The organism is Streptomyces sp. NPDC005496, from assembly GCF_042872045.1.
Classification (GTDB): domain Bacteria; phylum Actinomycetota; class Actinomycetes; order Streptomycetales; family Streptomycetaceae; genus Streptomyces.
On record NZ_JBIAJQ010000010.1, the window covers coordinates 20950 to 47893 of the forward strand.

Sequence of the window (26944 nt, forward strand, 5' to 3'; positions counted from 1 at the left end):
CCATCACGACGGAGGCCGAGGCCTACGAGGGCGTCCTGAACAACCTTCATCTGCGCGGCATTTTCGTCGCCTACCTCCCCGCCTTGGGGGAGGTCACGCAGTACAAGTTTCTGCCCGGTGGCCCGGTAGACAAAGCGGCCCTGGCTCTCGGGCAGAGCACACCCCGGCGCAGGGGAGCTACACCCGACTGTGCTCCCTCACGGCAGGCACCCCTCCCCCGCGCCGGGCTCATTCGCCCTGCGCTGCCCCGCCTCCCCCGACGGGCTGCGCAGCGTTCTACCAATGGTCTGGAGGCCAGCACGCAGCTTCCCGACGCCGCCCGCTTCAAGGGTCTCCGCGCCTCACGGCGACGAGACTTGGCCCAGCCGCATCGCCGCGCTGCCCCTGGCGCCGGCGGAGCGATCCCCGGAAGCGCCGCAGTGATCACCCGTGCCATCTCGCTCAGGCATCACCTACGACCCGTGAACGCAGGAGTTCCGATGGCCGATCACCGTGCACCAACTGGACGCCTCCGCCGAGGACACCGTGCTTGTCCTGGATCCGGACCAGTTCGCGCTGTCGATGATCCAGGCCAAGCAGGCGGCCGTGCGGCGGGAGAAGCACCTGGCGGACCCCGACTCGGTGGAACGCTCGTGATCCCCGTCGTTGAGGCCGACGTGCTGCTGGGTTTGTGCAACGAGCAGGTCCGAGGCGCCGCCGCCTCCTTGTGGCCCGGCGCTGCGACCGTGTCCGGGGCGCACGCGCCGAGCGTCACTGGCTACGTTCAGCAGGTCGAGGTCGACGGCCGGCCGCTCTTCGCCAAGCACAGCCTGCTTGGCGTCTCGCTCGTCTCGGTGATGTGCGGCGCCCGCGGCAGCTGGGAACAGGTCAAGGCACAGCAACCCGCGTACGGTGCATCGCCCACCTCGCTCCTGATGCGCGAGGCCGCCCAGCTCAAGGCCCTGGCCGCCGGCGGACTCGCTGTCCCGCGCGCCGCCGGCTGCCGGGGCGGCGTGCTCTTCACCGAGCCAGTGACCGGCCCCACCCTGGCCGACCTGATTTTCAAGTCGCCCGAGCGCACTGGCGAGTTACTGGGCCGGACGTTCGGCGCCCTTGCGGTGCTGCAGCGTCCGGTGGTGGCCGAGCAGGCGGACCAGTCCGCGATCACCGAGCGCGGCATCGACGCCACGTTCCGCCGCAAGTTCAACGGCCTCTCCGGCCGGGCCTACATCGACCGGCTCGGCGAGCACCGGCTGGAGGAGCACACCCGGCACGGCGTCGCAATCGTGCTCCGTCAGGTCATCGCCCGGCTGGTGAAACTCCGCCTCGCCCCGCCGCTCGGCGCCGCCCAGGTCCTGTACGGCGACCTCAAGCCCGAGCACGTGATCTTCCCCGACGGCCCGGACGAACTGCCCGTGTTCATCGACCCGGGCCTGCAGCGCGGCCCCGGACACGCCGACGTGGCCAAGCTCGTCTCCCGCACCGTCCTCTCCCTGATCGCTGCGCCACCGCTCACCGGGCCCGTGGCGGCTCTCGATGGTGTGGACACGTTCGTCCAGGAGCAGCTGCGGCCGATGGGCCGCGCCCTGCGCGGCCTATACCTGCGGCGGCTGCTGGTCACGTGGCTGATGGATACCGCCAACATCACCACCACCTATCTCTCTGCCCCGGTCGGACTGCCGCTGCCTGAGCAGGCAGGCGCGGTCATCGGGCGGATCGAGGCGGTGAGCACTCTGCTGGACCGGATCAGCGCCCTGTTGATTGCCGACACCGACGCCAGTGCGGCCTGGCGGCTCGCGCTGGCCCAGGCGGCAAAGGCGGCCGTGCGGTGACCGGCTTCACGATCGGTGTGATCGGAGCCGGTGCGGTTGGGCAGAGCGTGGCGGCGCTTCTGGTCCAAGAACGCTGGTGCGACCGGCTCATGGTCGCGGCGCGCACTCAGGAGTCCGCAGCTGGGCTCGTCACCGATCTGGAGGACATGCGGGAGATCACCCAGGCCTCCATTCGAGCGGAGACGGCGACGGTTGCCGGGATGCGCGCGGCCGACGCGATCGTGGTGTGCCCGCGCGCGCTGTTCACCAACACGGCCACCAGCAACATCCGGATGGCCGGGCTCACCGCGAACGCCCCGCTGATCCGCTCCCTGGCCCAGGAGTTGGCCGGGTACCGCGGACAGGTCATCGTGGTCACCAACCCAGTCGACGTTCTGGCCCGCGTCTTCGCAACCACGGTCGGCCCGGCCGCCCGGGTCTACGGCATCGGCTCCAGCACCGACTCGGCCCGCTACCGCCTCGCACTCGCCACCTACTGCCGCGTCCCGGTGGGCGCGGTCCGCGGCCTAGTGATCGGCGAGCATGGCGACCATGCGGTCATCTGCGCCTCGACCACCACAGTCAACGGCTGTTCCATCAAGGTGCCGCTGGACTACGTGCGGGCCCAGATGTCCGCCCGGCCGCGTCAGATCAACGCTGGTATCGGCCGCACCCGTTGCGGCCCGGCCGGCGCCGTCCTGGGCGCGCTGCGCAAGACCCTCGGACTGGTCGACGGCAGCGAGGTGCTGTCCGTCAACCACCGCGGGGTGTGGCTCGGAATCCCGTTGCACTTCACCGCAGGCCGCCCCACCGTGGCCCTTCCCGCCCTCGACCCGGACGAGCAGCGGCAGTTCACCGCCGCCGAGATCAGGCTCGCCACCGCCTACCAGCAGACCCTTCAAGGAGAGACCACGTGCTGAGCGCCATCCGAATCCACGCCGACCAAGCGGCCGTCACCGTCGTCAGCGACACCAAGGAGATCACCGACTGGGCCCTGCGCTACTTCGGCGGCTGGTGGAACGCCACCAACACCGAGGCCCCGGCGCCGACCACCAGCAACATGACCGAGGGCGGCGCCGTGCTATTCGCCGCCCTCGACAGCAGCCGCCTGGCCGACATCGAGACGATGGTCGGCGACTACGAGCACGACGAAATCGACTACGCGAACGCCCGCACCCTCGTCGCCCGGCACGAGGACGGCTCCATCTACGCAACCCAGCCCGCCGAACGCCTCGGCTACCACTACGACCCGGCCGCTGGCCGCCTCGTCATCGTCGGCGCCCACGCTAAGCCGGTCGCCGTCGCCGCTTCCCGCCTCGCCCGCGAACTCATCCGCGGCCAGCTACTGCGCGCCGGATTCCACATCCTGCACGCCTCCTGCGTCGTCCGCGACGGTCGCGCGCTCCTGACCTTCGGCCCCAAGGGCGCGGGCAAGACCACCAGTGCCCTCCTGCTGGCCCGTTCCGGCTTCGAACTCCTCGCCAACGACCGGGTGTTCATCCGCGCTGAGGACGAGGGTCTGCGGATCCTGCCCTGGCCCTCGGCCGCCGCGATCGGCTTCGGCCTCCTGGACTCGACCGGTCTGTACGAGCCGCTGCGCGCCCGCGTCCTGATCGGCGAGCAGATGCACCCCACGCAGGACCAGAGCGTTACCGACGCTCTGAGCGCCGGCAGCAAGACACCGATCTGGAACGCCAAGGGCAAGGAACTCAAGCCGCAGTTCTTCCCCGACCAGCTCTCCTCGATCCTGCGCATGACGCTCGCCACCCAGGCCCACGCCACCGCGCTGCTCTTCCCCCAAGTGAACAAGGACGCTGAACCTCAGGCGGCCCCGGCGCCGCGCGCCCTGGAAGAAGAGGACTTCTTCACCAGCAAGACTGAGGACCGCTACCCAGACATCTTCCACCTCGCCCCCGACAAGACCGCCCCAACCACGGATTTGGCAGACCGGCTCGCGCTACTGCCGCGCCGCGCCCTCGTCCTCAACCACGACAGCAACACGTCCGCCAAGCTCCTGGCAAAAACCGCCAAGGAACTCCTCTCCGCATAGCGCAGGCGTTACGGCCGAACCCGTCGCAGAAGGGTTCGGCCGGTCCACCGTGGAACACCACCGAAGGGAACGGACCGGGACTGTCTCCCCCAGCGGCAAGTCCGGCGTTAACATCAGGGGCTTCGACTGTCCGGGGCTGACGACGTACGCCTTCGCCCGCGCGGGAGTCCGTCTGCCCCGCACCGCGGCCGCCCAGGCAGGCGTAGGGGTCTGCGTATCCCGGCATCAGCAGGCACCGCCCAGCTACGGCCCGGTGATCGCGTCTTCTACGCGTTGGTCCCGCGAGTCCGGCATGATCCTCTCCCGCCTCGGCGACCTCTACGCCGCCGAGGAACACCTCCACCTCGCCCTCGACATCCACGGCCTCGACTGCCGCCGCACCCGCACTATCGTCCTCGCCGAACTTGGCGGAGTCCGCCTCCGCCAAGGCGACGTCATCAGCCCAGACCCCTGCCGCGGCAACGCCTACCACAACCACGATGCGCCACCGCTGCCCCGAGGCCTAGTACTCCAGCAGCGGTTCGCTATCTGGCCTGGTCAGAGGCATCGTCGGGAGTGTAGTTGGCCGTTGGCATGTCAGGGGCGGTCTTTCCGGACCGCCCCTCCAACGAATGACATCGCCGTCGGTAGGGACAGTGCCGGGCCACGGCCTGACGCCTTCGCCGCCATCGCGACCATCTCAGCGCATGGACGCGAAGTGGCGGGCGGGGCCGGTGTGCGGGGCCAGTTGCCAGGAGCCGGCGGACTTCTGCCACGGTGAGCGAAACCATGGTGGAACCGTTCCTGCATCCCCCTTTGCCGCCGTAGCCGCGAGAAAGGCATGCGCGAGCATGGCCAGGGTGATGTGCCTCATCCAGCCGACGTGGCGGCGGACTTCGTACTGGTCCAGGCCGCACTCGTTCTTCGCGGTCTGGAAGCATTCCTCGATCGCCCAGCGGCGTCCGGCAACGCGCACGAGCCGGTCGATGTCGGTGCCCACCGGCGCGTATGCGAAGTAGTAGGCGATCTGATCGGGTCTGGTGATGCTGCGCCGGGCCAGTGCCCAGCGGTGATGGGTGGGCCGCTCACCGTCGAAGTCCTCGATCACCGGGAGCTGGACGGCCGCCCAGTCATAGACGCGCGGGCCCTTGGCGCCGTCGCCGCACGAACGTGGCTCCCATGCCTCATCCGGAGCCTGACCGAAGAGGTAGTCGATCCGGCCGAAGCGGGGCACCGGCTGGGACTTCGGGACGGCAAGCACGTAGCCGACCGCGGCTTCTTCCAGCATCCGGCGAAAACGCCAGTCCTGGCCGTAGGCGGCATCCGCGGTCACCCAGGCGATCGGCAGCGGGGAGGCGAGTGCGCGCAGCACCATGGCCCTGGCCAGTTCTGGTTTGGTGGCGAAGCCCCTCTCATCAGGAATTTTGGCGGCGCGGCAGCGGTCGCGGTCGTCCGTCCAGGACTTGGGCAGGTACAACTCGCGGTCCACCAGGGCGCGTGCGCGGGTGGTGGCGTAGGCGGCGAAGACGCCGATCTGGCAGTTCTCGGTGCGGCCGGCGGTGCCGGAGTACTGGCGCTGCACGCCCGCGGAGGTGGTGCCCTTTTTGATGAAGCCGGTGTCGTCGAGGATGAGGACTCCGTCGGCCTCGCCGAGTTATTCGGCGACGTATGTCTGCAGGTCGTCGCGGACGTCGTCGACGTTCCAGGTGGCTCCGTTCAGTAGCCGTTGCAGACCGTCGGGGGTGCGGTGGCCTGCGTGTTCGGCAAGTTGCCAGCCGTTTTTGCGGCCGACTGGGCCGAGCAGGGCGCGGACGTAGTCACGCATGCGCCGCCGCAGGTCGGCCCGGCCGAAACGGTGGCCGATGCGCAGGAAGAGGTCGTCGAGTTCACGGTCCCAGGTCGCGTCGGCAAGGTCGTCGATCACGCGGGAAGGCTGCCCTCATCACCGCGCAGACAGCTCTCGATGTCATTCGTTGGAGGGGCGGTCCGGAAAGACCGCCCCTGACATGCCAACGACCAACTACACTCCCGACGATGCCTCTGACCAGGCCAGATAGCGAACCGCTGCTGGAGTACTAAGGGCTGTCCCGCAAATGGTGCGCCCAGTGGGGCGGCTGGCATGACTTGGTACGGTTGTCCGTATTTGGGTGGCCTGGACGTGTAGTGGGCCTCGGATTTCATGGAGGCCGAGCGGTGCGGTTCGTCTGCCGGAACTTTGGACTGTCGGATCTGCCGCGGCGCGGTCTCACCCCGCGCGAGGCTCCCCTGGAGGTGCTTCTCCTCGACATCGAGGCAGAGCTGTCCATTTGGGAAGAGCGGAAGCTGGTGTGGTCCGAGGAGGCGTTCCCCGTGGCCGAGCTGGCGTACCACCTGGCGCTCTGGCTCCAGAGCCCGGCCGCCGGTCAGGCGGGTTTCGAGCTCGACTCGATGCAGGCGGACGCGGGACTGATTCGCATCGTGGGGTCCAACGAGGGCTGGCGGGTTGGCTCCGGCTTCACGCCCGACTTCTGGACCTCGCCCGTCGCTTGGGATGTTCTCGTGGCGGAGATCAAGCAGTTCGACCGTGCCGTACGTGAGGGTGTCGCTGCGATGGGTATCGAGCCGCCCTTCATCCCCGAGGTCTGACAGCTCGTCCGCCCGGTCGGGGCGGGGTGGAATGATCATGATGTGGCTGGTGTGATCACGGCGTCAGAGCCGTCTTGGATAGGCCCGTTCACCGGGCTGAGCCCGCGCCAGTTCGCCAGGTTGGTGACCGCGCTGCGGCGCGACGGAGCTGACGCGATCCGTAAGGGGCGACCGTGGGGTCTTCCGCTGGAGGACCGAGCGTTGTTGATCGCGGTGTACTGGCGCACGAACTTGACGATGCGCCAGCTTGCCCCGCTGTTCGGGGTCTCGAAGTCGGCGGCAGACCGCATCATCGACCACCTCGGCCCGATGCTCGCGCTCCCGCCCCGCAAGCGGTTCCGCAAGGACACCGTACTCATCGTGGACGGCACCCTGGTGCCCACCCGGGACCACACAGTGGCCGAACAGTCCAAGAATCACCGGTACTCGTCCAATCACCAGGTCGTCATCGACGCCGACACCCGGCTCGTCGTCCTGGTCGGCCGGCCCCTGCCCGGCAACCGTAATGACTGCAAGGCATGGGAGGAATCCGGTGCCAAGGCCGCCATCGGCACCACCATGACGATCGCCGACGGGGGCTACCCGGGCACCGGACTCGTGATGCCCCACCGGCGCCGCAAAGGCGAGGACCTGCCCGACTGGAAGCAGGCTCACAACAAGTCCCACAAGCAAGTCCGGGCCCGCGTCGAGCACGTCTTCGCCCGCATGAAGACCTGGAAGATCCTGCGTGACTGCCGTCTTAGGGGAGACGGCGTCCATCACGCCATGAGTGGCATTGCCCGCCTGCACAACCTTGCCCTCGCCGGATAGGCGAATGGGCCGAACCCGGACGGCCTCGCCCCGAACCCATCCCAAGATCAATTACGGGACAAGCCTTAGCAGCACAGATACTAGGCATGAAGCTCTCGATGATCCCCGATTTTCAGCGTCCGGGTTTCCTCGACTCCCTTAATAAAGAAACGCTTCTTCTTCGTGACTTCGAGGGCAGCGGGCTGTCGTTGAGGACTTCGCTGGCCAGCCAATGGCAGGACTTCACGGACGCTGAGCAGCAGGCTTTGGTCAGACTCAGCTGTGACGCCTCACTGGATTGCGGTGACCGGGCCAGGGTCTGCTGGGAGGGCTCAGAGGTCCCCGCAGACTTGATGCACCTCCTCAGCACGGGAATCATCGAGCCCGCAGCGGACGACCCGCAAGCGTCCACCGCCCACTTCCGCATTCCATGGGTCCTGCGCCAATACGCAGTGGAGGCTGCCGCCCACCTAGAGCGTGTCGCGTAACCGGTCAGACAGTTGGGTGCACTGGCTGGACATGGATGGGGCGATCTCCCAAGCGTTGTTGCCGACCGCAGTCTCGAGTGAGACAGCAGTCCGGCGACGGCCTGGACGGTGGCCGAGGTGGCGGGGCTGGGCCAGCCAGTTCTTCAGGCTCAGGCGCTTTGGCCGAACGCCACGATGGTTCCGTACTCAGGCCGTCACCGGGTGGGCACGAGGGCGATGGGGGCATCTGCGAAGTGGAGCGTCGCGTGGGCGACGTGACCGACATAGCGTCTGCCGGGTTTGCTGCTGCGGCCGACCACCAGAAGCTGCGCTGAAGCGGCCAAGGCCACCAACACCTCCGCCGCCGGCCCTACTTCCACGTGCTCGATCACTTCCACCTCGGGATGGCGCTTGCGCCACGGCTGCAGAACAGCGGCCAGTTCCCGACGATGGGCCTGCTCCAGTTCGTTGTTCTCGGCCGCATGCTGCGCCAGGCCTGGTTCATAGGTGAACAGGGCGGGCAGCTTCCAGGCCCGTACGGCGCGCAGGGCGACGCCGCGCGTGGCCGCGGCCTGGAAGGCGAAGGCCAGCAGTGTCTGCGCCTGGTCCTCCTCTTCAGGAACGCCTGCCACCACCTCCTGTTCCTGCGGACGGGCTGCGCTGTCACTACGGATCAGCACGACGGGGCACTCGGCGCGGCTCAAGACGCGCAGCCCGATCAACCCAAGGAAGAAACCGCTCACTGGCCCCGGCCTGCGTGAGCCAAGGACGATCATCTGCGCGTCCCTTCCGCACCCACGCCTGCGCGTCGGTGAGCAGCCCATGGCAGCACGGTGTTCCAGCCCGGGGTCGCCCAGGAGCAGCCGCGGCGTTCCGGCCAGTGCCTCGTAGCCGTGCAGCAGTACCAGCGGAGCCCTGAGGCGGCGTGCCTCGCCGGCCGCCCACCCGGCCGCGAGCAGGCTGGCGGGCGTTCCGTCGACTCCGGCAAGGACGGGCAATTGCATGGCATCCCCCGGCGCCGTTTCGGTAGGGGCTGAAGGTTGCACGGACGTCTCCAGAGACCGGCGAAGCGGCATCGTCACGGAGACGGAACCTAGTAGCGCAGCATCGACACCCGGCCAACGCCACGGCAGCATCTGCGCGCGACCGCTTCTGGAGTGCATCCGGGTCCCTCACAGCGGACCGGGCGGCCCCCGTTGCAGGCCTGACCGACAGGTCTACCGGCGCCAGAACGTCGCTGATCGCTGCTTCAACCGACTGAAAGGCTTCCGCGGTATCGCCTCCCGATACGAGAAGGCCGCCACCTCCTACGAAGGAGCAGTCACGCTCGCATCTTTCCTGCTCTGGGCAAGACCGTTTGAAGACAGATCCTAGGCCGTCTCGAGCAGCAATGCGGTCAGCTCGACGGGCATAGTGATCATGCAGTCGTGGCCGGTCGGCAGCTCGCGTACTCGTTCGCCTGCCGGGACGGGACGCCGGGTGATGTCCGCCGGCTGGCCCTCGATGCAGTGGATGTGTGTGCGCGGGATCGTGCGCGCGGCAGGGTCGTCCAGCAGGACTGGCTCCCGCAGGCACCGTACCGGCTGGTCCGACAGCATCGAGCGCAACCAGGCGAGGTCGCCGGGATCGGTGACGCCGAACAAGCCAAGCGGCGGCGGCTGCTCGGGCATCGGCGGAACCCGCCAGCCGTCCACGGCGAGGTCGATGAGCTGCTTGGTGACAGGGAGGACGTCGACAGCGGTCTCGCCGTCTTCGGGAACCATCGCGTCGAGAAACACCAGATGCGCGATCCTCTGCGGGATCCGGTTGGCGACTCCCGAGATGACCATCCCGGCGTAGCTGTGCCCGACGAGCACGACGTCGTCGAGGTGCTCGGCTTCGATCAAGCCGACGATGTCGTCGATGTGGGTGCTAAGCCCGATCTTGGGGCTCAGCAGGTGTGCCTTGTCACCGTAGCCGGTCAGCGACGGCGTGAGCACCCGGTGCCCGGCCGCCTCCAGCAGCGGGACCACCCGGTCCCAGCTTCGCCCGTTGTGCCAGGCGCCGTGTACCAGTAGAAATGCGGCCATGGTCGTGTAGTTCCTCCTGACGCCTCGGTACTCTTTGGTAACCGCGAACATCGTGATCCCCGCGACGCTCCCCGGGCAATACGGCACTTTTCGGTGCCCCGGTTCTCAGGAGGTAACCGTGCAGGACCCGTGCCGGGCCCGTGAAGTCCTCGGGATCGTCGGGGACAAATGGGCGCTGCTGATCGTGCGCATGCTCAAGGACGGGCCGTTGCGCTTCACCGAGCTCAAGCGGGCCATCGACGGCATCAGCCAGCGGATGCTCACTGTGACGCTGCGCGACCTTGAACGCGACGGGATCCTGACGCGCACGGTCCGCAACGTCATGCCGCCGCATGTCAGCTACGAACTGACCGCGATGGGCCGGAGCCTGCGCGAGGCCACCGCGCCGCTGCTCGAATGGAGCATCGCGCACTTGCCACACATCGACGCCGCTCGCACGGTCTACGACAACCGCTAAACGAGTAAGAGTTCGTAGCGCACGCGGCGGCCCTCGGGGGGCACGACGATGCCGCAGTCACGTCGGCAGGCGAGGTGGTTCGACAGCCGGGTGCGGGAGATCTCCAGCTGGTCGGCCAGGTCTGCGGGGTCCGCGATCGCGTTGCGCAGGGCGAGCAGGATGCGGCAGCGGATGGGTTCGGCGAGGGCGCGGCCGAAGCGGGCCAGGGTCGATGTCGGAGGCGATGGTCAGCACACCCACGGCGGCCGGGACAGCGTCCTCGGTGGTCCCGTCGCTGTCGAACGCCGCCGGCTTGCCCTGTTTCGTTGGTGCAGGCCGAACTTGAGGGAAACGGGCAGGAGGGTGGGCCTCACCGGGACCTGTTAGTCAGGGTTCGAGGTGAGGCCTTGCTCGAAGACGAGGGCGTGGTGTTAACCCAATGGTTGGCCGTGCCAGGCTTGGTAGATAGCGGCTGCTGTTGTGAGAACGGTCCCGATAACCGGTGCCCATAGTCGTGTTGTCCTGCCCCAACGCCGCCTGCGTCGTGTGACGGTGTTCTCGCCGGGCTGTCGCTGTTTCTGGTGCATCCGCCCCTCCCGTTTCCACTTCGGGTCGTCATTTGTGGGATCCGTTGTGTCCAGGATGGGGTTGGGGGACTCCCGCGGTCACGGGACGGGCTTACCGAAACAGCGGGAGTGGCTGCTCAGGGTTGTCCGAGGCCGGCTGAGCGGGCGAGGGCGACGAGTTCCTCGCGGTCGGTGGCTCCAAGTTTGGTTTTGATGTCGGTCAGGGCGTTCTCGACTCGTTTGTGGCTGATGCCGAGGCGAGCGGCTGCGGTGCGGGTGGTTTGTCTGGGGAGGGCGATGACGTTGAGGATTTCTCTTTCCCGGGTGGTGAGTTGGGGGAAGGCGTTGTCGCGACGGGCGGTGCGCAGTTGGTCGAACCAGGGGCGCATGCGGGCGGTGTCGGACAGGTGGAAGATCCAGGCTCCGGCTGCTACATCGCGCACGGCGCGAGTGAGCTGTGTGACGTCCTCTCCGGCTTTGAGAAGGAAGCCGGAAGCGCCGGCGCGCATGGCGGCCATCACGTTGGGGTCGGTCTCGTGTTCCGAGTGCACCAGGACTTTCGTGCCGGGCCGGGCGCGCTGGATCTCCTGGGTGGCCCACAGCCCGTCGCCGTTGGGCATCCGCACGTCCATGACGACGACATCGGGGTGGAACTCAAGGACGCGACTGATCGCCTCGCGGCCGTTGCACGCTTCGGCGACCACGGTGATGCCGGGGTCTGACTCAAGTAATACGCGCAGGCCGTAGCGGGTGAAGGGGTGGTCGTCGGCAATCACGACGCGGATGCCCTGCTCCATCACATGCTCCTGCTTGCTTCGGCGAGGCTGGTGTCTGCGCCTGGCAGCGTGACGGGCAGGCGCACGACGACCTCGGTACCGCCGCCGTTCCGTGGTTGTATCTCGCAGCTGCCCCCGATCTCGGCGGCACGCTCGCGCATGGACACCACCCCCACCCCGGGACGCATCCGGGCAGGAAGGCCCTGTCCGTCGTCGGCGACCGTCATCTGGAGTGCGTCGTCGCCCACGGCAAGGGATACCCAGCAGTTGGCGGCCTCCGCGTGCCGCAGCACATTTGCCACCGCCTCGACCAGGATCCAGTACGCGGCTTCTTCAACTGCTGCGGCAAGCCGGGGAATCTGCTGCGGCAGATCTGTGTGTACGGCCAGCGATACGCGGTCGGTGTAGGCCAGGACGGCTTCGCTCAGTCCGAGCTGGTCGACCGGGGAGCGCAGTCCCATGGAGATGCGGCGCAGGTCCTGGGCGCCTTGCCGGATGTGGACCAGAGCGGTTTTCAGCAGGTCACAGGTGGCGTCGGGATTGGTACGCAGCTGGGCGGTAGCAGCTTGAAGGGTCCACGTGGCGCCGGTGAGGACCGGTCCAACGCCGTCATGGAGGTCGCGGGCCAGGCGTCGGCGCTCTTCCGCCCGTCCAGCGACGGCGCGCTCTTGGGAGCGCAGAAGTGCCAGGGACAGCCGAACACCAGCGGCGGCCTGTGCGATGTGCCGGGCAACATCCCGTAACAACCGCAGATCCGCGGCAGACAAAGCCTCATTGGGCGCCCGTGCCCCCACCACGAGAGCGCCGATCTCCTCTCCCTGGTGCACCAGCGTCAATCGCAGGGCGACCTGGGATTGGGTGCCGTGGGCGGCGATGCGCGCACTGCCTGCGTCAGGCGCGGTGGCGTCGTCGAGTTCGATGGCCACGTACGGCAGGCGCAGCGCCTGCGCCACCGTCGCTGCGGCCTCTGGCAGCACCTTTTTCGGATCGGTGGTCGCTTCCAACCGTCGGCCGAGCCCGGTCAATGCCGCATATGGGTCATCCCGCAGTCCGTACACGAGTCGGCCGACGAGTCGCTGCAGCACGTCACGCAGGGGCTGTAGCGCAACGGCCACAACGCCGGTCGCCAGCAGCGGAGCCACTCCAGAGGCAGAGTGCTGCAGCACAAGCCCGAAGACACTCACGGATCCGATGTAGAGGCCGACCACGACGCCCGTCAGGCCCGCATAGAGGAGTGACCGGCTCAGGATGCGATCGATGTCGAACAGGTTGTGGCGCACGATCGCAATGGCGATGGCCGCACTCAGGACAACGCTGGCCAGATCGATTGCGATCGATCCCATCGCGTCCTTGTTCCAGGCCACGGTCAGTCCCATCACCATGATCACGTCCACCAGTACCGCAAACGCCATCCACTTGATCTGCTGGCGCGCCACCCCGCCACTGTCACCAAAGCGTCGGAGCAGCGAAGCAGCCGCCAGCAGAAAGGGACACGCGACAACTGTGAACGACAGCAGACCTTCATTCGGGCCACCGAACGCCAGTACCGAGATGCCGACCGGGTTGCGCACAGTTGGGAAGTAGCCACGATCAATCGGGCCGGGAACGAAAGCTGAGAACAGCAGGGCCCAGACCCAACACGCGCCCACGATCGCGGCGGGAATCCGCCAGCGGGCGGACGGCAACCGCCCGTTAGGGAAGAGCAGCAACAGGAAATAGACCGGGAAGAGGTAGAACGCGAAGGCCCAGTTCGACACCCACGCTGCGAAGACGCCCCCCGGCAAGCTCCGGGGAATCGCGAAGAGCCCGTAGGCATGCCCCAGCAAGTCAAGGACTGCTCCGAACCCAGAGGACAAAAGAAGCCATCCGGTAGGGCTCTGCGGTCTGTGTCTGGCCACCACTAACCCTGGGCAGGCGTAGGCAATGAGCACCACGGGCTCCACCATGGCGAGTGCCCATGGGTGCCATTCGGGACGAGGTGCCGCCCGGGACAGGGCTGCGAAAACCACGGCCAGCGCCGCCACGACCAGCGTGGCGATCCACAGGATCCAGGCGGTTCGTTTCTGCGCCAGGTTCGCCAGCAGGGGCATCGCGCTCGGACTCGGGCGTGCCTCTTCGTTCCCCGCAAGCTTGTTCATGGCTCACCTCCAGTGTGAGCACTTTCGGCGGGCGGTGATCCCGTCAACAAGGGAGTCGCTTCCCGGGCGTCCGGGACTGGCTACGACAGGATTGCTGCGTGCTGGCTCATCGGGCAGGGCGCGCCATGGGGCGTACGGGGGCCCAGTGGAGCTCTTCGGCGTACGGGTCGATTGCCCATGCTCTAGGCACAGTCCTGGCGATCTTCGATTTCAGTACGCTTTTGATGAAGCCGGGGTCTGGCGTCCCAGACAGGCGAATGGCAGGGAGGGCATCCGGTGGCACGTATCCGATTCCGCGCCCTGTGGGGATACCGACAAGCCAAGCAAGGGCAGTCATACGATTCGCCGGACACGACTTTGCCTAGGGGTGTGTGATCGACACGGCTCGCGACGCCATTCGCGGGCTGGCTCACTGCATCAGCCCGGATCGCCTCCACAGGAGCCGCTGGGCCCGGCCGATCATGCCGACTTCCGTCAAGAACGCGATCAGCTTCTCCCCGCTCCACAGCAGCGTCTGCCGGTAGTGGGGGTTGCTGCGTGCCTGCCGTCGAGCCTCGACGGGATCGAGACCGACCGCGCGGTAGATGCCCGGGTCCAGCAGACACGGCACGTCCAAAGAAGCGGCCAGAGCGGTCAGCTGGCGGTGGAAAGCGCGGCGGGACACCGAGGCCTGTGCCACCGCGCTGCGCAGCTCGGTGCGGGCGAAGCTCACGTGGCGGGCCTCCTCGACGACATGGATGTGGCAGATCCTGCGGATCAGAGGCTGTACGCGTTCGTCACGCGCGATCTCCCGCTGGAACCGGTCCAGGACTTCCTCGGTCACGAGCGTGAGCGCGAACGTGGTGAGGTCCTGAAAGGCCATGCTGCCCACCGCGAACACATGGCGAAGGTAGGCGGGCGGCCCGTAGTCAGGACAGTCAAGCTTCCGGTGCAGCAGCCCGAACATCGTCACGTGCCGGGTCTCGTCCCCGATCTCGTTCAGGGCGTAGTGCGTTCGCGGGTCCTTGAGATCACGCGACGCGAGGTACCGCGCCAGCATCTGGATCAGGCACAACTCCAGCCAGCCCCCAACTCCGGCGAGACTGGCGAACTCGTGCCGCGACAACTCGATCCGCTGCCGCTCGTCCATCTGCTCCCACAGCGGCGTGCCGTACAGCGACAGACGCTCGGGCACGCAGAACCATGCCCCCTCCTGCAAAGGTGCCTCCCAGTCGATGTCCACCATGGGGTCGTACGAGTGGGAGGCAGCGCTGCGCAGCAAGCGCCGCGCCAGAGCCTCGGGAGTCTGGGGCTGCGGCAGGGGCTGGTGGGTCATGACGTGTCACTCCTTCAGCGGCCCGCTCGGCCGGGGCGGCGAGGCTGTGCGGGACTTGGAATCTACGGCCGACGGATCTGCGAGTGGGGGATCCACGGCGGCGAGGGAGTTGCGTCGCCGAAGTGTCCCCCGCACGCCGACGCGCCGGTCCGTTACCGAGCACGCCCTCGAATGTTCGGCACAGTGAGTGCCGCACAACCATGCAGCACGAAGCAGACGAAGATGTTGGGGAGGCCCGCCTATGGGGCGCACCGTCATGGTCACCGGCGCGACGAGCGGAGTGGGACGGGCAACCGCATTGCGGCTTGCCGCAGCGGGCTACGACGTGTTCGCCACCGCACGCAGCGCGGAGAAGGCCGAAAAACTGCGTGCTACGGCGGCGGAGCGCGAAGTGCCGCTGAGCTGCGTCCTTCTGGACGTGACGGATCCCTCTTCCTGCCGGGATGCGTTCGAGCAGGTCGCCGAACGGAGCGACGGTGGTCCGTGGGCCCTGGTGAACAATGCCGGCATCCCGCTGGCCGGGGCGGTGGAAGACATCGGTGACGACGCCGCCCGCCACCTCCTGGAGGTCAACCTACTGGCTCCCGCCCGTCTCGCGCGGCTAGTCCTGCCGGTGATGCGGCGCCGGGGGGAGGGGCGCATCGTCAACATCTCCTCACTCGGCGGACACGTCACCGCTCCCGCCATGGGCTGGTACTGCGCGAGCAAGACCGCCCTGCGAGTCCTCAACGACGCGCTGCGGATGGAGACGGGACCCGGCGGAGTGCACGTCGTCGTCATCGAGGGCGGCGGATACGCGACCGGCATCTGGGAGAGAGCCGCCGACGGTCTGCAGAGGCTGGCGGTGCACGAGCGCTCCCCCTTCGCCACGCTGTACCGGGCCGCCGAGGGGCCGCTGCGGGCAGCGGTGAAGCTGCCGTCCCCGGAACCGATGGCTCACGCCGTCCAGCGGGCACTGGACGCCGACTGCCCCCGGGCCCGGTACATCGTCGGAGCACGGACCCGTGTGGGGATCGCCGCCGACGCGCTGACGCCCTACCGGACTGGGGACCACGTCAAGCGCGTCGCGCTGGGGGCATCCCGTGCGCACCCGTTGCTGGAGCACCTCGCGCACCGCTGGTGCAGACCGTGGTGACCCAGGCCGTGGTGACCCAGGCACGTCCGTCGCGATGCGGTAGTGCGGCGCACGCAGCGTTCAGCGTAGGAGACCTGCCCGGCGCCACCAGTGCCGCTGCCAGGGGCCGATCATCCCCACGTCCTCCAGGAAGGCGACGAGTTTCTCACCGCTCCAGCGCAACGTCTCGCGGTAGTGCGGGTTGCCTCGGGCCTCCCGGCGGGCGCGGACGGGGTCGAGGCCGACTGCACGGTAGACGTCACGGTGGATGCGCTGGCCCAGTGCCACGAAGGCGGACACCGCGGTGAGCTCCCGCTGGAATGCGAGACGAGTCGCAGAGGATCGAGCGGCCGCATGCAGGAGCTCACTCCGGGCGAAACCGACATGGCGAGCCTCTTCGACGACGTGCAGGCGACAGACCTGCCGGACAAGAGGCTGGACGCGTTCGTCCCGGACGATTTCCCGCTGCAGCTGGTCGTTGACCTCCTCGATCACCAGAGCAAGGGCGAAGATGCTGAGTTCGCTGTACAGCGTGCTGGCATGGGTGAACAGCCGTTGTACCGCAGGCGGCGGGGTGTAGGTGCGGCAGCCCATGGCGTGGACCATCCGGCCGAACATCACCGAATGCCGTGTCTCGTCCGCCACCTCGGTCAGCGCATAGTGGGTGCGGCTGTCCCCGAGATCCCGGGAGGACGCCATGTGCCGGGCCAGGAGCTGGATCAGACACAGCTCGGTCCAGATACCCGCGCTCATGAAACTGGCCATCTCGTGCCGGGAGAGCTCGATGCGCTGCTGCTGGTCCATCTCGTCCCACAACGGCGTGCCGTACAGCGACAATCGCTCGGGGCAGCAGAACCAGTTCCCCTCCAGCACGGGGGTGTCCCAGTCGATGGTCGCCGAAGGCTCGTAAGAGCCGGAGGCGCGCAGCAGGCGCTGCGCCACCCTGTCCGGGTCCTGCATGCGCGGCGGGGGGCGGTCGGCCATGATGTGGTTCGCTCCTTCGGATCGGTTCCCGTCTGGCCCGCACGAAGGCCAGCAGCCTCTTCGATGCCGGCGCGGTGCAGGCGGCGCCCGCGTGATCGCCCCTGGGTCCCCCAGTCCGCAGATGCCGTTCGCTTCCGCATCACGGACCGGGCCGCTCCCACGGCGTGCGCACCGGGCACCAGGAGCAGGGAGTTAAGAGTTGGATGTGGAGCGGCGAGCGCAACAGCCGGGGTTGAACGGTCACGCACGAACCCCGCACATGGATGACCGGCGGGGCTGAAGGCGCCTAACCCTATATATACGCACACCACCGCGCCACAATGATGGACCGCCCGCCTTCTGAATGAATCTCGGCCCCGGTTGCCGCCGTGTCGGCGCCGCATACGCGGAGCTGCCCGCTCCGTTGCTAGCTTGACGCAGGTGAGCGACCTAAGAGCGTGCCTCGCGGGTGTGACTAGCCACCTTCCCGAGCGGTGGGTCACCATGGCCGAACGGGAAGCCCAGATCACCGCAGCCAGCGGGGGATTCACCCCGCCCCCAGGACTGCTGACGCTGCTGACAGGCGTGGAAGGCGTGCACCTCATCGGCGATGATCAGCAGGCGTCCGACCTCGCGGCAAGCGCCGCGCGCAAACTCCTGGCCGACTGCGGCGCCGCACCCGACGACATCGAACTGATGATCTTCGCGGCGGCAAGCCAGGACATGTCGGAGCCGGCGACGTCCCACATCGTGGCCGCAAAACTGGGCCTGAGCTGCCCTGTCTTCGATGTGAATAACGCCTGCAACAGCGTACTCAACGCCATCGAGATCACCCAAGGACTCATCGCCTCCGGGCAATACCGCACCGTGCTCATCACCTGCGGCGAGGCCCCCTCGCTGTACACGCGGCTGCAGACCCCCAACGCCGCAGCCTTCGCCCGGTCCTTTCCTTCCTACGGCTTCTCCGACGCCGGAGCCGCTCTCCTGTTCACGGCCGAGGAAGACACCACCGCAATCCCCGCACAGGCCCGCGGCGTACTCGGGAGCCGCTTCGCCGCCGACTCCGCCACCTGGGAATCTGCCACCGTCCTTCACGGCGGGACACGCACCGTACGCCGACCGTCGCCCGAGGAGACGGCCTACTTCCAAATGGACAGCACGCGCATGCGCGAAAGCCTGCGCCTCTTGAGCCGGACCCAGTTGCCGCCGCTGCTCACCGAACTCGGCGTGGACATCGCCGACTTCTCCTTTATCGGTGTGCACCAGGTGTCACTCGCCGACCTGGACGACCTGTGCGCGGCGGGTTGGGGGATCCCGCGGGAAAAGCTGGTTGTCACCCTTCCCCGCCACGGCAACGTCGCCTCCGCGTCCCTGCCGCTCCAGCTCTCCGTGGCCATGGAGAGGCAACTCGCCGCCCCGGGCGACCTGGTGGCGCTCCTCGGACTGGCGGCGGGTAGCAGCGCGGGCCTGATGGTGATCCGGTTGTGAGTCGCACGCGAAGCAAGCAACCCACCGATGCGAGGAGCAACTGATGACCTCTCTCTACGAACCGATCAAGACTGCCCTGGTCACCCACTTCAACATTCCCGAGGACTCCGTCCGAGCCGACAGCACCCTGGAAGACCTGGGCATGGACTCCCTAGCCGTCGTGGAGCTCATGTGCGTCCTCCAGGACGAGCTAGGTTTGCGTGTACCCAGCAGCGACGACGCCCTGAAATCGCTGCGGGCAACCTTCGGCGAGGCCGTGACCGCCGTCGAACAGGCCCAGGAACCCGCACCGACCCACAGTCCGGGCCCGGCCGCTGCTGCCCCGGTCACCCCGGCATGAGCGGCAGCGACATCGCCGTCACCGGCATCGGCCTCCTCACCCCCGCCGGCACGGACGTCGAGAGCAGCTGGCGAGGAGTGTGCTCCGGCGCCCCCACGGCTGCCGTCGACCCAGATCTGGGCGACGTACCCGTCCCCCTCAGCTGCCGCGTCCCCGGCTTCGACGCCAAGGCGCTGCTCGGCCGAGAAGTGTGGCGCACGGATCGCTTCGTCCACCTGGCTCTGGCCGCCGCCCGGCAGGCTGTTGCCGACGCCGGGCTCGATCCCGCTGCCTGGGACGGTGCCCGCGTCGGAGTCGTCGTCGGGGTCGGTACCGAGAGTAAAGACACCAGCGTCGCGGCCCTACGCAAGTTCACCGACCACGCGTACGAGACGCTGTCCCCATTGACCGTGCCCCGCTCGACCGTGAACGCCGCCGCAGCCGAAATCTGCATCTCATTGGGTGCGTACGGCCCGAGCATGGCGGTGACCACGGCCTGCGCCTCGGGGGCAACCGCGCTGGGCGCCGCCCGGGATCTGCTGCTGGCCGACCGCTGCGACATCGTCCTCGCCGGCGGCGTCGAGGCACCGTGCCACCCCCTCACCTCCCTCTCCTTCTCCCAGATAGGTGCCCTGTCCACACGCGTACACGACCCGCAGGGCGCCAGCCGCCCCTTCGAGGCAGACCGTGACGGATTCGTACTTGCGGAAGGCGCCGGCATGCTCGTGCTCGAACGCGCCAAGGACGCCCGAGCCCGCCGCGCCCCACGGCACGCCTACTTCTGCGGTTACGGCACCTCCACCGACGGCTACCACTACGCGGCCGCCCACCCCGAGGGCGTCGGCTTCGAACGTGCCTTCACTGCGGCACTGGCCGACGCGGGCCTGCAGGCCGCCGACATCGCCCACGTCAACGCACACGGCACCGCCACCCCGATGAACGACCGCATCGAAGCCCTCGCACTCGGCCGCCTCTTCAACGGCCATCCGCCCCCCGTCACGTCAACCAAGGGCGTCACCGGCCACACCCTCGGAGCCGCCGGGGCCATCGAAGCCGCGCTCGCCGTCCTGACGCTGCGGCACCAGACAATTCCCCCCACCGCCAATTTCGACCGACCCGACCCGGCCATCGACCTCGACGTCGTCGCCAAACACCCCCGCCCCTGCCGGATGGAAGCCGTGATCAGTAACTCCTTCGGATTCGGCGGACACAACGCCGTACTCGTCCTGCGCCAGGCCTGAGCGCTGCTCCCACGACGAGGCCCGGAGCCCCGGCTTTCCCATACGGGCGCCAACTCCCGCCCGAGTGGCGTCAGCCACGCCCATGCGCACCCTTCGGCCTGCTGGCGGTGGCACAACCCCGAGCGCGCCGGGCGGGCGCCCACCACCAGGAGACACACGAGTGCCCGAGCCCCGCCGCACCCCGTTCACGGCGAGGCGCTGCGGCGCCGACTTGAAGAGTAGGGATCGTCGCGGTGTACCACGCCCCCAACAGCCCCCTCACCGCTACAGACAGCCTCGACAGTCCTCCGCCGCTGACTCAGAAGGCAGTCACCAACACAGCCGGCCACACGCCGGACTCTCCTGAGCCCTCGGCGGCCGGAACCCGCCGAGCAGGCGGGCGGAGGCTGCGCCTGGCGGCCGGAGCGGCAGCAGAGGCAGGTCGGCTCGTATGGTGGACGACCGTCTTCATCGTGCGCTGGGTCACCGGGAAGACCGTCCGCCGCAGCCACGAAGAGTCACGGCACCGCCTCGCGGTCCTGCTGCGCAGCTACCTGCTGCGAATGGGACCTCTCTACATGAAGGCGGGGCAGGTACTGGGAACGCAGTCCGGGCTCCTTCCGGGAACAGCGGCCGAAGAGTTCCGCTCCTTCTTCTCCGAACTCCCGCCCATGGACGAGGCGGACCTGCGCATCACGCTGGACCGTGAACTGCCCGTGCCCGTCGGAGAAGCCTTCCGGGCGTTCAACTGGCAGCCGGTCGCCGTCGGTTCCGTCGCCCAGGTCCACCGGGCCGTTCTCAGCGGCGGTGACGTCGTCGCCGTGAAAGTGGTCAAGAGCGGGGTCAGACAACGACTCCAGGTCAGCTCCTGGGCTCTGCACAAGCTGCTCGCCGCCGGACACGCTCTGTACCCGCCGCTGCGCCGGTACGACCTGCCCGGGCACTTTGCCGAACTGCGGCCCCTGCTGGTCGGCCAGTGCGACATGCGCCAGGAAGCCCTGCGGCAGAACGAGATCGCCCAGAACTTCCGCGAGCATCCCTTCCTGGACGTGCCCCGGACCTTCGACGCGCTATGCACCGACGACGTCCTGGTCATGGAGTACGTGGAAGGCGTCAGCGGACTGCACCCGGAGCAGGCCGGCCATCCGCGAGCATCCCTGGCCCGCCGACTGCAGGACGTCTTTTACAGCATGGTGTTCTTCCACGGACGCTTTCACGTAGACCCCCACCCCGGAAACATCATGTTCCGCCCCGACGGCCGGATCGTCCTGCTCGACTTCGGCCTCGTCGGGTCCCTGTCCGCAGACGACAAATGGAACCTCTCCTCGTTCTATTACGCCTGCATCCGCGGTCAATGGCAGCTGGCCATGGACCGCTTCATCCGCACCTTCGTGGCCAACCCGGAAGGCCTCCGTCCGGCCCACCAGGACTACGCGGAGAAGCTGGTGGACATCCTGCGCCGGCACTTCGAGGTACAGACGTCCCGATGGTCCACCATGGAGTTCTTCGACGAAGCCACCCGGCTGCTGTACCGCTACGGCGCCCGCGCCTCCACCCGGTTCTCTCTGCTGTCGCTGTCCCTGCTCACGGGCGAGGGATTTGTCACGCTGACCGACCCGGACATCGACCTCTATCGCAACGCCCGACGGTTCACCGACCTCTTCTCCCCGTACATGAGCGAAGAAGTACGTGAGAGGTTCGAACGCGAGATCGGCGGGGTGAGCCCCCGTTCCATGGCCGCTAGGCGCGACGCCGCCCGCCACCTCGTCGCCCCCACCCACCTCGACCGCTACGGCCTGCCCAGTGCCTTCCCCCTCGTCATCGACAAGGCCGCCGGGGCGCGCATCCACGATGTCGACGGCAACACCTACGTGGACCTGTCCTGCGGCTACGGCCCCCACATCCTCGGATACGCGCACCCCCTCACGGTGCGAGCCATCCAGCAGGCGGCCGCCGGCGGCGCCGTGAACGCCCTGGGAAATCCCGCGGAACTACATCTGACGAAACTGATCGCCGAGGCCTTCACCCCAGGCTCGAAGGTCATCCTCGGCAACTCCGGTACAGAAGCCGTCCAGATGGCGCTGCGGATGGCACGGGCACACACCGGAAGGCAGCGCGTCGCCAAGTTCGAGGGCCACTACCACGGATTCTCCGACCAGAGCCTGGTCAGCTCCCTGTTCCGCTACAGCGGCGACGCGCGCCGCCCCAAGCCGGTCGCGAACTCGGCCGGAATCCAACGCACGGTCGTGGACGAGACGCTCGTCCTGCAGTACGGCGACCCGGGGTCGCTGGAGCGGATCGTCGCGCACGCGCGGACGCTGGCGTGCGTCATCCTCGAACCCATGCCAGTAACAACGGCTGCTTTCGACCGGACCTTCCTCCAGCAGCTCCGCGACGTCTGTGCACGCGAAAACATCCTGGTCATCTACGACGAGGTCATCACCGGTTTCCGCGTCCACTACGGCGGAGTCCAGCATCTTGTCGGTGTGGAGCCGGATCTCACCTGCCTCGGCAAAATCATCGGCGGCGGCCTGCCCTGCGGAGCGGTCGTCGGACGTCCTGATGTCATCGACGTCGCCCGCACCACCGGCGACCCCTACCTCGACCTCGACAGCAAGGCCTTCGTCGGCGGAACCATGAGCGGGAACTCGGTAACCGCCGCAGCGGGGGCCGCAGTACTCGGCCACCTGAAAACGCACCCCGACATCTACCGGGAACTGCAGCGCAAGACGGACTGGCTGGCGCAGGAGCTGACGGCACGGGCGGCCGACCGCAAAATTCCCTCCACCATCACAGCCGCACACTCCATCTTCTCCATCACCTTCGACCACGCCGCCCCCAGACTCATCAGGGACCGGCTCACCGGATCGAACTTCAAAGCCAACCTCGCCCTGTCCTACTACATGCGCACATACGGGGTCTACGTGCCCGAACTGCACACGATGATGCTCAGCGCCGCCCACACCGACGACGACCTCAAACAGGTCTCCCACGCATTCGCGAGCAGCATCAAGGAGATGCACGAGGACGGCTTCTTCACGACGTAGACCAGTCCCGGTGGTCCACACACCCCGCCCGCAGCCTCTCCGGGCCACGCAACTGCTGGTCCGTCACGGTCGTCTCCAGCGTGAGCACTGTCCCGAACGGCTTCAGACCAATCGGCCCCGACGAGGAGTGCAGGACGCCGATCCAGCTCGCGGAGCTGGGCGTCTCATGTGTCCAGAGACGGCCAGAGACGAGGAACGGGGCGTCCTCGGTGAAGTCGCCATGGGCTGTGACCTCGAAGGTCAGAGCAAGCCGGTGGACGTCCCAGCCCTGGAAAACGTTGGCGTGCTGCTGCGCTCGAAGGTTGACGCCGTAGTCGTTCGAGCCGAGCCGGAAGTTAGCCATCGTTCCTCGCTGTTGAACCGTTGCCCGATGGTCGCAGGCGAACTGCCGCAGCGGCACCGGTTTTCGCAAGGGCTTACGGCACGGTCCCGGCGTGCCCGAGACCAAGGCCCAGACGAGTTGTCCGTGCCTTGGCCGTGTCTTGAAATGTTCCCCCCGACTGGTCGCTGTCCGTGCCCAGCCTTTCGGCCCTACGGGGTGAGGGAGTCGTGCCCGCCAGGACGAGACGCAAGCGTCTGAGTCCTGCACTGTCCCGCACGCCATGTCGAACTCACAGTGTGGACAGCTGTGATGACCACCCGCCAGACATCCTGGGCTACACCCGCGCCGATCGCCGCTACGCTGAACATGCCACCCTGGGCTCGGGCAGAGGCCCTGCAGGGACTCTCGGGCAGAGAGCCGCAGGACCGCCGACCGCGAGACGTGCGCCACCCCCATGAGGACGACACCACCACAGGTGTCCGCCGTCTCTGTTCCTCCGCCTCGTATGAGACTCCCGATGGCTCGGGACCCGCACCCGCACTCCTCCGTATCCGCCCAACCCGAACCGCCCGGCCCGCCCAGCGCGGGGCTGTCGTCGGAGGTCCCGCTGCTGTCGGTGCACGCCGCCGTGGTGTTTCCGGCGACCGTCATCATCGGACTCGTCGTGGGCGGGCTCATGTGCCTTCACGACAAGTCCGTGCCCGCGGCCGTCGCGACGGGCCTGGTGACCGCTGGAGGCAGCGTTCCCGTGCTGCACAAGCTGATCGGCTGACCGGCGGTGGGGCCGGGCTGGCCTGTCTGCCGGCCCCACCGCCAAAGCTCCTGGATCAGGTGCTCCCTTCGGTGATGGCGTCCGCGATCAGGACGGGCAGGTGGTTCATGGCTCGTTCCAGGAGCCGCTCGATCGGGACCGCGTGTCGGCTGGTGTCGACGCTGATGAGCGTTCCCCAGACCGCAGGTTGGTAGCGGGCGAGCAACAGTTGCTGAGCCTGTTCCAGGGCTGCCGAGTACGTCTTGCGGCGGGAGCCGGTGTTGGCTCTGGCCGGCGGATTGGAGCGGCTGGCCCGCAGCCGCTCCTACGCCTCATCGGACTCTCTGCCGATCGGGCTGGCGGGGCCCGCTCAATGACACCCGAACGAGGGGCACCGCTGTCGACCTGGAAGCCAGACCGGCCGTCGGACGCGACTCAGTGCCAGCGGGTACACGTTCGGTGCGAGCGCTTCGCTTTCGTTTTCGCAGGCGTGCACCTGGTAGCCGAGCCCGTCGTAATGGCCTTCGTGTACAGCATCGACTGCCTTGACGCGGCCGTCGCCGGGTACCCGAGTCACGTCCACCCGCCGGGTGCGGACAGCATTGGCCGCGGGAAGGGCAGATCGCCGTCGGCGGTTGCCTGGGCCGCTCAGCGGGCGAACTTCACGCGCACCGGCTCGTTCGGGCAGTTGGCCATCTTGTTGGTGAGTGCCTGGCGCTCGGCGTCGTCCACGGTGAGCTGCCAGCGCATCTTTACCGCCACCCAGTCCGCCAGATACGCACACCGGTAGGCCTCCTGCGGCGGGAGCCACGTCGCCGGGTCTTGGTCGGCCTTGGAACGGTTGGAGCGGGCGGTGACCGCGATCAGCGCGCGGTCGTCACCGAGATCGTTCGCGTACGCCTGGCGCTCCTTCGCCGACCAGGTCCCCGCGCCCGAGTCCCAGGCTTCGGCGAGCGGCACCATGTGGTCGACGTCCAGGCCGCCCGCGGCGTCCACGTAGACGTCGTCATAAGGGCTGTACCACTCACCCCCGAAAGGGCGCAGCGCTCGCCCTGCTCGGGAGCGATGAACGCCTCGGCCAGCAGTACTTCCTTGCGGGTGTTGCACCCGTCCCTGTCGGCGTCCGTCCAATGCTTGAACAAGGTCCGCGTGTAGCCGGCCCGCGTCTCTTCGGCGGCGGGCAGCACCTTGACCGCGTCCTTGAGCGGCAGGGCGAGCGTGCCGCCCACCTCCCCCAGCGGGCCGGTCGGCGTCACCGCTCTCACCTACGGCGGCACCAAGATCATGCAGCGGCTGGTGATCCTCTACGGCAAGCGACTGTTCGCCGTCCTCTACGGCAACCAGACCCTCGGCTTCATCGTGCCGGGCCTGATCGCCTACCTACCAACCTCTCCCCCGGCGGCATGATCACTCCGGGGTGGCTCGCCCTGACGCTGATCGAGGACGTCCAGCGCGCAGCGCCAGCCCAAGGGCGCAACCTTGCTGGCCACCGGCACGGTCTCCCTGATGGCCTACATCGTCGTCGCCGCCGGGCTGCTGCTCGGCGTCATGCCCACCGTCTGACAACCAAGGAGTACCCGATGGCAGGGAAGAAGAAGTCACGGCCCGTCGTCTCCGCTCTGGTGGTGCTGACGCTCGCCGCGACCTCCGGCTACCTCACCCTGGAGCTGCGCAAGAAAGAAGCGCCCGGGGTGACCCAGGTACGCAACGTCGGCGTCCTGGACGGCGACAAGAACTCCCCTTCCGCCAAGGACCAGGGCGAGGCGAAGTGGTCCCGGCTGGAGAACCCCGCGCGCTCGGTGCTGCGCGGCTCTGACGGCCAGATCAGGGCGGTTTTCACCGACGGGGCGCGCCTGGCCACCCTCACCGGCCCGGCCCGCACCTTCGCCGAGCCGGCCTCGACCTCCTCCAAGGTTTCCACCACGGACTGGGTGCGGTTGATGCCCGAGCCTTGGAAGAAGGGCGCCCAGGACGCCAAGTGGTTCACCACCTGGTACGCCGAGTACGAGAACAGCAAAAAAGACGACCTGTTCGCCACCGCCTTCCAGTACGTGGCCGGCGCCCCGCAGAAGAAGGACGGGCAAGGCACGGCGTACGCCGGTGACGCCAACTTCGGGCCGCTGAACACCACCGGCGCCGAGGGGGGCGACCTGCGCCTGGAGCAGTCCGACTTCTACGACTACCTCGGCCTGCCCTATCCCTTCCGGGACGGCCAGACCGGCACCCCAGAGCCCGTGCGCGCCAAGTCCCTGGACTGCTCGGGCTTCGTACGGATGGTCCTCGGCTACCGCACCCGCTACCCGCTGATGTCCTCCGACACCTCCGGCGACGGACTCCCCCGCACCGCCAACGGCATGGCCCGCTCCGACGAAGGTGTCGACGTCCTCCCACTCAGCGGCGTGAGTCCCGCAGACCGCCCCTCGGCGATCGACCAACTCCAACCCGGCGACCTCGTCTTCTTCAAGCTGGACACCCGCACCAAGAACCGCCTCGACCACGTAGGCATCGTGCTCGGCTACGACACCGAAGGCCACCTGATCTTCATTTCCAGCCGCGAGGAGGTCAACGGCCCGACCATCGGCGACGTCGGCGGCGTCTCACGACTGGACGGCAACGGCTACTACGCCAAAACCCTGCGCAGCGCCAAACGACTCTGACCGCGACCCGCCCGCCGCAGCGCCAAGGCCCCAGGGGCAACCAGGCCTCCGCGCCGTCTGCGC

General features: G+C 68.0%; 25 protein-coding genes and 3 pseudogenes. 17 read left to right on the top strand and 11 right to left on the bottom strand.

Features of this window, described 5'->3' with window-relative positions; all coding sequences use genetic code 11:
* Positions 1-492 precede the first annotated feature (492 nt).
* The 5 genes from ACFYQQ_RS28185 to ACFYQQ_RS28205 are packed head-to-tail and all read left to right on the top strand — an operon-like array spanning position 493 to position 4600.
* Positions 493-636 (top strand): hypothetical protein, encoded by a 144-nt coding sequence (locus ACFYQQ_RS28185; RefSeq protein WP_356240080.1) that lies wholly within the window; start codon positions 493-495, stop codon positions 634-636.
* Positions 633-1811 (top strand): phosphotransferase, encoded by a 1179-nt coding sequence (locus tag ACFYQQ_RS28190; protein WP_356240083.1) that lies wholly within the window; start codon positions 633-635, stop codon positions 1809-1811. Before ACFYQQ_RS28185 ends, ACFYQQ_RS28190 begins: the two co-directional genes overlap by 4 nt.
* Positions 1808-2710, top strand: coding sequence for a saccharopine dehydrogenase NADP-binding domain-containing protein (locus ACFYQQ_RS28195; protein ID WP_355781983.1), 903 nt, complete (start codon positions 1808-1810; stop codon positions 2708-2710). The genes ACFYQQ_RS28190 and ACFYQQ_RS28195 overlap by 4 nt, the downstream gene beginning before the upstream one ends.
* Complete coding sequence (locus ACFYQQ_RS28200) at positions 2704-3840, top strand: hypothetical protein (protein WP_355781980.1); 1137 nt, start codon at positions 2704-2706, stop codon at positions 3838-3840. Before ACFYQQ_RS28195 ends, ACFYQQ_RS28200 begins: the two co-directional genes overlap by 7 nt.
* Before the next feature lie 49 nt (positions 3841-3889).
* Positions 3890-4600 carry an NlpC/P60 family protein gene (locus tag ACFYQQ_RS28205; RefSeq protein WP_388905491.1) on the top strand — a complete coding sequence of 237 codons (711 nt, stop codon included), beginning with the start codon at positions 3890-3892 and terminating at the stop codon, positions 4598-4600.
* Here the strand turns inward: ACFYQQ_RS28205 and ACFYQQ_RS28210 are convergent.
* A pseudogene (locus tag ACFYQQ_RS28210) lies at positions 4520-5743 on the bottom strand (IS701 family transposase). The gene ACFYQQ_RS28205 and the pseudogene ACFYQQ_RS28210 overlap by 81 nt on opposite strands.
* Positions 5744-6012: 269 nt before the next feature.
* On the opposite strand from ACFYQQ_RS28210, the gene ACFYQQ_RS28215 reads away from it, so the two are divergent.
* The 3 genes from ACFYQQ_RS28215 to ACFYQQ_RS28225 all read left to right on the top strand — a co-directional run bounded on the left by ACFYQQ_RS28215 (position 6013) and on the right by ACFYQQ_RS28225 (position 7721).
* Positions 6013-6444 (top strand): hypothetical protein, encoded by a 432-nt coding sequence (locus ACFYQQ_RS28215; RefSeq protein ID WP_355781977.1) that lies wholly within the window; start codon positions 6013-6015, stop codon positions 6442-6444.
* A 42-nt stretch (positions 6445-6486) separates the two neighbouring features.
* A complete protein-coding gene (locus ACFYQQ_RS28220; RefSeq protein WP_355781973.1) occupies positions 6487-7254 on the top strand; it encodes a transposase in 768 nt (255 codons plus the stop codon).
* 86 nt (positions 7255-7340) lie between these two features.
* Complete coding sequence (locus ACFYQQ_RS28225; RefSeq protein WP_355781970.1) at positions 7341-7721, top strand: hypothetical protein; 381 nt, start codon at positions 7341-7343, stop codon at positions 7719-7721.
* 194 nt (positions 7722-7915) lie between these two features.
* Here the strand turns inward: ACFYQQ_RS28225 and ACFYQQ_RS28230 are convergent, their stop codons facing one another.
* Together ACFYQQ_RS28230 and ACFYQQ_RS28235 are read right to left on the bottom strand one after the other, a co-directional pair.
* The gene (locus tag ACFYQQ_RS28230; protein ID WP_356240086.1) at positions 7916-8704 is read right to left on the bottom strand and encodes a universal stress protein; all 789 of its coding nucleotides are present in this window, start codon (positions 8702-8704) and stop codon (positions 7916-7918) included.
* 366 nt (positions 8705-9070) lie between these two features.
* On the bottom strand, positions 9071-9769 hold the full coding sequence (locus ACFYQQ_RS28235; RefSeq protein WP_355783005.1) for an alpha/beta fold hydrolase: 699 nt from the start codon (positions 9767-9769) through the stop codon (positions 9071-9073).
* A gap of 118 nt (positions 9770-9887) precedes the next feature.
* On the opposite strand from ACFYQQ_RS28235, the gene ACFYQQ_RS28240 reads away from it, so the two are divergent.
* Complete coding sequence (locus tag ACFYQQ_RS28240) at positions 9888-10226, top strand: helix-turn-helix domain-containing protein (RefSeq protein ID WP_355783002.1); 339 nt, start codon at positions 9888-9890, stop codon at positions 10224-10226.
* Positions 10227-10234: 8 nt separating this feature from the next.
* Here the strand turns inward: ACFYQQ_RS28240 and ACFYQQ_RS28245 are convergent.
* From ACFYQQ_RS28245 to ACFYQQ_RS28260, 4 genes and pseudogenes are all read right to left on the bottom strand, one after another.
* Positions 10235-10460: pseudogene (locus ACFYQQ_RS28245) on the bottom strand (ArsR/SmtB family transcription factor); the annotation flags it as partial.
* 448 nt (positions 10461-10908) lie between these two features.
* Entirely contained in the window at positions 10909-11568 is a 660-nt protein-coding gene (locus ACFYQQ_RS28250; RefSeq protein WP_355783001.1) for a response regulator transcription factor, read from the bottom strand.
* A complete protein-coding gene (locus ACFYQQ_RS28255) occupies positions 11568-13685 on the bottom strand; it encodes a histidine kinase (RefSeq protein WP_355782998.1) in 2118 nt (705 codons plus the stop codon). Before ACFYQQ_RS28255 ends, ACFYQQ_RS28250 begins: the two co-directional genes overlap by 1 nt.
* Positions 13686-14094: 409 nt before the next feature.
* Positions 14095-15000: a diiron oxygenase gene (locus tag ACFYQQ_RS28260; protein ID WP_355782995.1), complete on the bottom strand. Its 906-nt coding sequence runs from the start codon at positions 14998-15000 to the stop codon at positions 14095-14097.
* Between the two features lie 241 nt (positions 15001-15241).
* Between ACFYQQ_RS28260 and ACFYQQ_RS28265 the strand changes: the two genes are divergently transcribed.
* Complete coding sequence (locus tag ACFYQQ_RS28265; protein WP_355782992.1) at positions 15242-16135, top strand: SDR family NAD(P)-dependent oxidoreductase; 894 nt, start codon at positions 15242-15244, stop codon at positions 16133-16135.
* A 60-nt stretch (positions 16136-16195) separates the two neighbouring features.
* Here ACFYQQ_RS28265 and ACFYQQ_RS28270 read toward each other — a convergent pair whose 3' ends face one another.
* A complete protein-coding gene (locus tag ACFYQQ_RS28270; RefSeq protein ID WP_356240089.1) occupies positions 16196-17098 on the bottom strand; it encodes a diiron oxygenase in 903 nt (300 codons plus the stop codon).
* A 483-nt stretch (positions 17099-17581) separates the two neighbouring features.
* On the opposite strand from ACFYQQ_RS28270, the gene ACFYQQ_RS28275 reads away from it, so the two are divergent.
* The 4 genes from ACFYQQ_RS28275 to ACFYQQ_RS28290 all read left to right on the top strand — a co-directional run bounded on the left by ACFYQQ_RS28275 (position 17582) and on the right by ACFYQQ_RS28290 (position 23151).
* Positions 17582-18565 carry a 3-oxoacyl-ACP synthase III family protein gene (locus ACFYQQ_RS28275; RefSeq protein ID WP_388905501.1) on the top strand — a complete coding sequence of 328 codons (984 nt, stop codon included), beginning with the start codon at positions 17582-17584 and terminating at the stop codon, positions 18563-18565.
* 43 nt (positions 18566-18608) lie between these two features.
* Entirely contained in the window at positions 18609-18905 is a 297-nt protein-coding gene (locus tag ACFYQQ_RS28280; RefSeq protein WP_355779399.1) for an acyl carrier protein, read from the top strand.
* Positions 18902-20125: a beta-ketoacyl-[acyl-carrier-protein] synthase family protein gene (locus ACFYQQ_RS28285; RefSeq protein ID WP_355779397.1), complete on the top strand. Its 1224-nt coding sequence runs from the start codon at positions 18902-18904 to the stop codon at positions 20123-20125. Before ACFYQQ_RS28280 ends, ACFYQQ_RS28285 begins: the two co-directional genes overlap by 4 nt.
* 452 nt (positions 20126-20577) lie before the next feature.
* Positions 20578-23151: an aminotransferase class III-fold pyridoxal phosphate-dependent enzyme gene (locus tag ACFYQQ_RS28290; RefSeq protein ID WP_355779395.1), complete on the top strand. Its 2574-nt coding sequence runs from the start codon at positions 20578-20580 to the stop codon at positions 23149-23151.
* Here the strand turns inward: ACFYQQ_RS28290 and ACFYQQ_RS28295 are convergent.
* Entirely contained in the window at positions 23141-23494 is a 354-nt protein-coding gene (locus tag ACFYQQ_RS28295) for a hypothetical protein (RefSeq protein WP_355779392.1), read from the bottom strand. The genes ACFYQQ_RS28290 and ACFYQQ_RS28295 overlap by 11 nt on opposite strands.
* 496 nt (positions 23495-23990) lie before the next feature.
* On the opposite strand from ACFYQQ_RS28295, the gene ACFYQQ_RS28300 reads away from it, so the two are divergent.
* Positions 23991-24245, top strand: coding sequence for a hypothetical protein (locus ACFYQQ_RS28300; RefSeq protein ID WP_355779389.1), 255 nt, complete (start codon positions 23991-23993; stop codon positions 24243-24245).
* Positions 24246-24300: 55 nt separating this feature from the next.
* Here the strand turns inward: ACFYQQ_RS28300 and ACFYQQ_RS28305 are convergent, their stop codons facing one another.
* Both ACFYQQ_RS28305 and ACFYQQ_RS28310 read right to left on the bottom strand, forming a co-directional pair.
* Positions 24301-24450 (bottom strand): YaaC family protein, encoded by a 150-nt coding sequence (locus ACFYQQ_RS28305; protein WP_355779386.1) that lies wholly within the window; start codon positions 24448-24450, stop codon positions 24301-24303.
* Positions 24451-24872: 422 nt separating this feature from the next.
* Positions 24873-25220 carry an HNH endonuclease family protein gene (locus ACFYQQ_RS28310; RefSeq protein ID WP_355779384.1) on the bottom strand — a complete coding sequence of 116 codons (348 nt, stop codon included), beginning with the start codon at positions 25218-25220 and terminating at the stop codon, positions 24873-24875.
* A gap of 249 nt (positions 25221-25469) precedes the next feature.
* On the opposite strand from ACFYQQ_RS28310, the pseudogene ACFYQQ_RS28315 reads away from it, so the two are divergent.
* Together ACFYQQ_RS28315 and ACFYQQ_RS28320 are read left to right on the top strand one after the other, a co-directional pair.
* Positions 25470-25787 (top strand): annotated as a pseudogene (locus tag ACFYQQ_RS28315) (hypothetical protein); the annotation flags it as partial.
* 17 nt (positions 25788-25804) lie between these two features.
* The gene (locus ACFYQQ_RS28320) at positions 25805-26881 is read left to right on the top strand and encodes an NlpC/P60 family protein (RefSeq protein WP_355779381.1); all 1077 of its coding nucleotides are present in this window, start codon (positions 25805-25807) and stop codon (positions 26879-26881) included.
* Positions 26882-26944 lie beyond the last annotated feature (63 nt).

Coding starts and splice junctions, on each gene's coding strand:
- ACFYQQ_RS28225 (WP_355781970.1), top strand. CDS start 7,341: ATGAAGCTCTCGATGATCCCCGATTTTCAGCGTCCGGGTTTCCTCGAC.
- ACFYQQ_RS28230 (WP_356240086.1), bottom strand. CDS start 8,704: ATGCAATTGCCCGTCCTTGCCGGAGTCGACGGAACGCCCGCCAGCCTG.
- ACFYQQ_RS28235 (WP_355783005.1), bottom strand. CDS start 9,769: ATGGCCGCATTTCTACTGGTACACGGCGCCTGGCACAACGGGCGAAGC.
- ACFYQQ_RS28250 (WP_355783001.1), bottom strand. CDS start 11,568: ATGGAGCAGGGCATCCGCGTCGTGATTGCCGACGACCACCCCTTCACC.
- ACFYQQ_RS28255 (WP_355782998.1), bottom strand. CDS start 13,685: ATGAACAAGCTTGCGGGGAACGAAGAGGCACGCCCGAGTCCGAGCGCG.
- ACFYQQ_RS28260 (WP_355782995.1), bottom strand. CDS start 15,000: ATGACCCACCAGCCCCTGCCGCAGCCCCAGACTCCCGAGGCTCTGGCG.
- ACFYQQ_RS28265 (WP_355782992.1), top strand. CDS start 15,242: ATGGGGCGCACCGTCATGGTCACCGGCGCGACGAGCGGAGTGGGACGG.
- ACFYQQ_RS28270 (WP_356240089.1), bottom strand. CDS start 17,098: ATGGCCGACCGCCCCCCGCCGCGCATGCAGGACCCGGACAGGGTGGCG.
- ACFYQQ_RS28275 (WP_388905501.1), top strand. CDS start 17,582: ATGGCCGAACGGGAAGCCCAGATCACCGCAGCCAGCGGGGGATTCACC.
- ACFYQQ_RS28280 (WP_355779399.1), top strand. CDS start 18,609: ATGACCTCTCTCTACGAACCGATCAAGACTGCCCTGGTCACCCACTTC.
- ACFYQQ_RS28285 (WP_355779397.1), top strand. CDS start 18,902: ATGAGCGGCAGCGACATCGCCGTCACCGGCATCGGCCTCCTCACCCCC.
- ACFYQQ_RS28295 (WP_355779392.1), bottom strand. CDS start 23,494: ATGGCTAACTTCCGGCTCGGCTCGAACGACTACGGCGTCAACCTTCGA.
- ACFYQQ_RS28300 (WP_355779389.1), top strand. CDS start 23,991: ATGGCTCGGGACCCGCACCCGCACTCCTCCGTATCCGCCCAACCCGAA.
- ACFYQQ_RS28320 (WP_355779381.1), top strand. CDS start 25,805: ATGGCAGGGAAGAAGAAGTCACGGCCCGTCGTCTCCGCTCTGGTGGTG.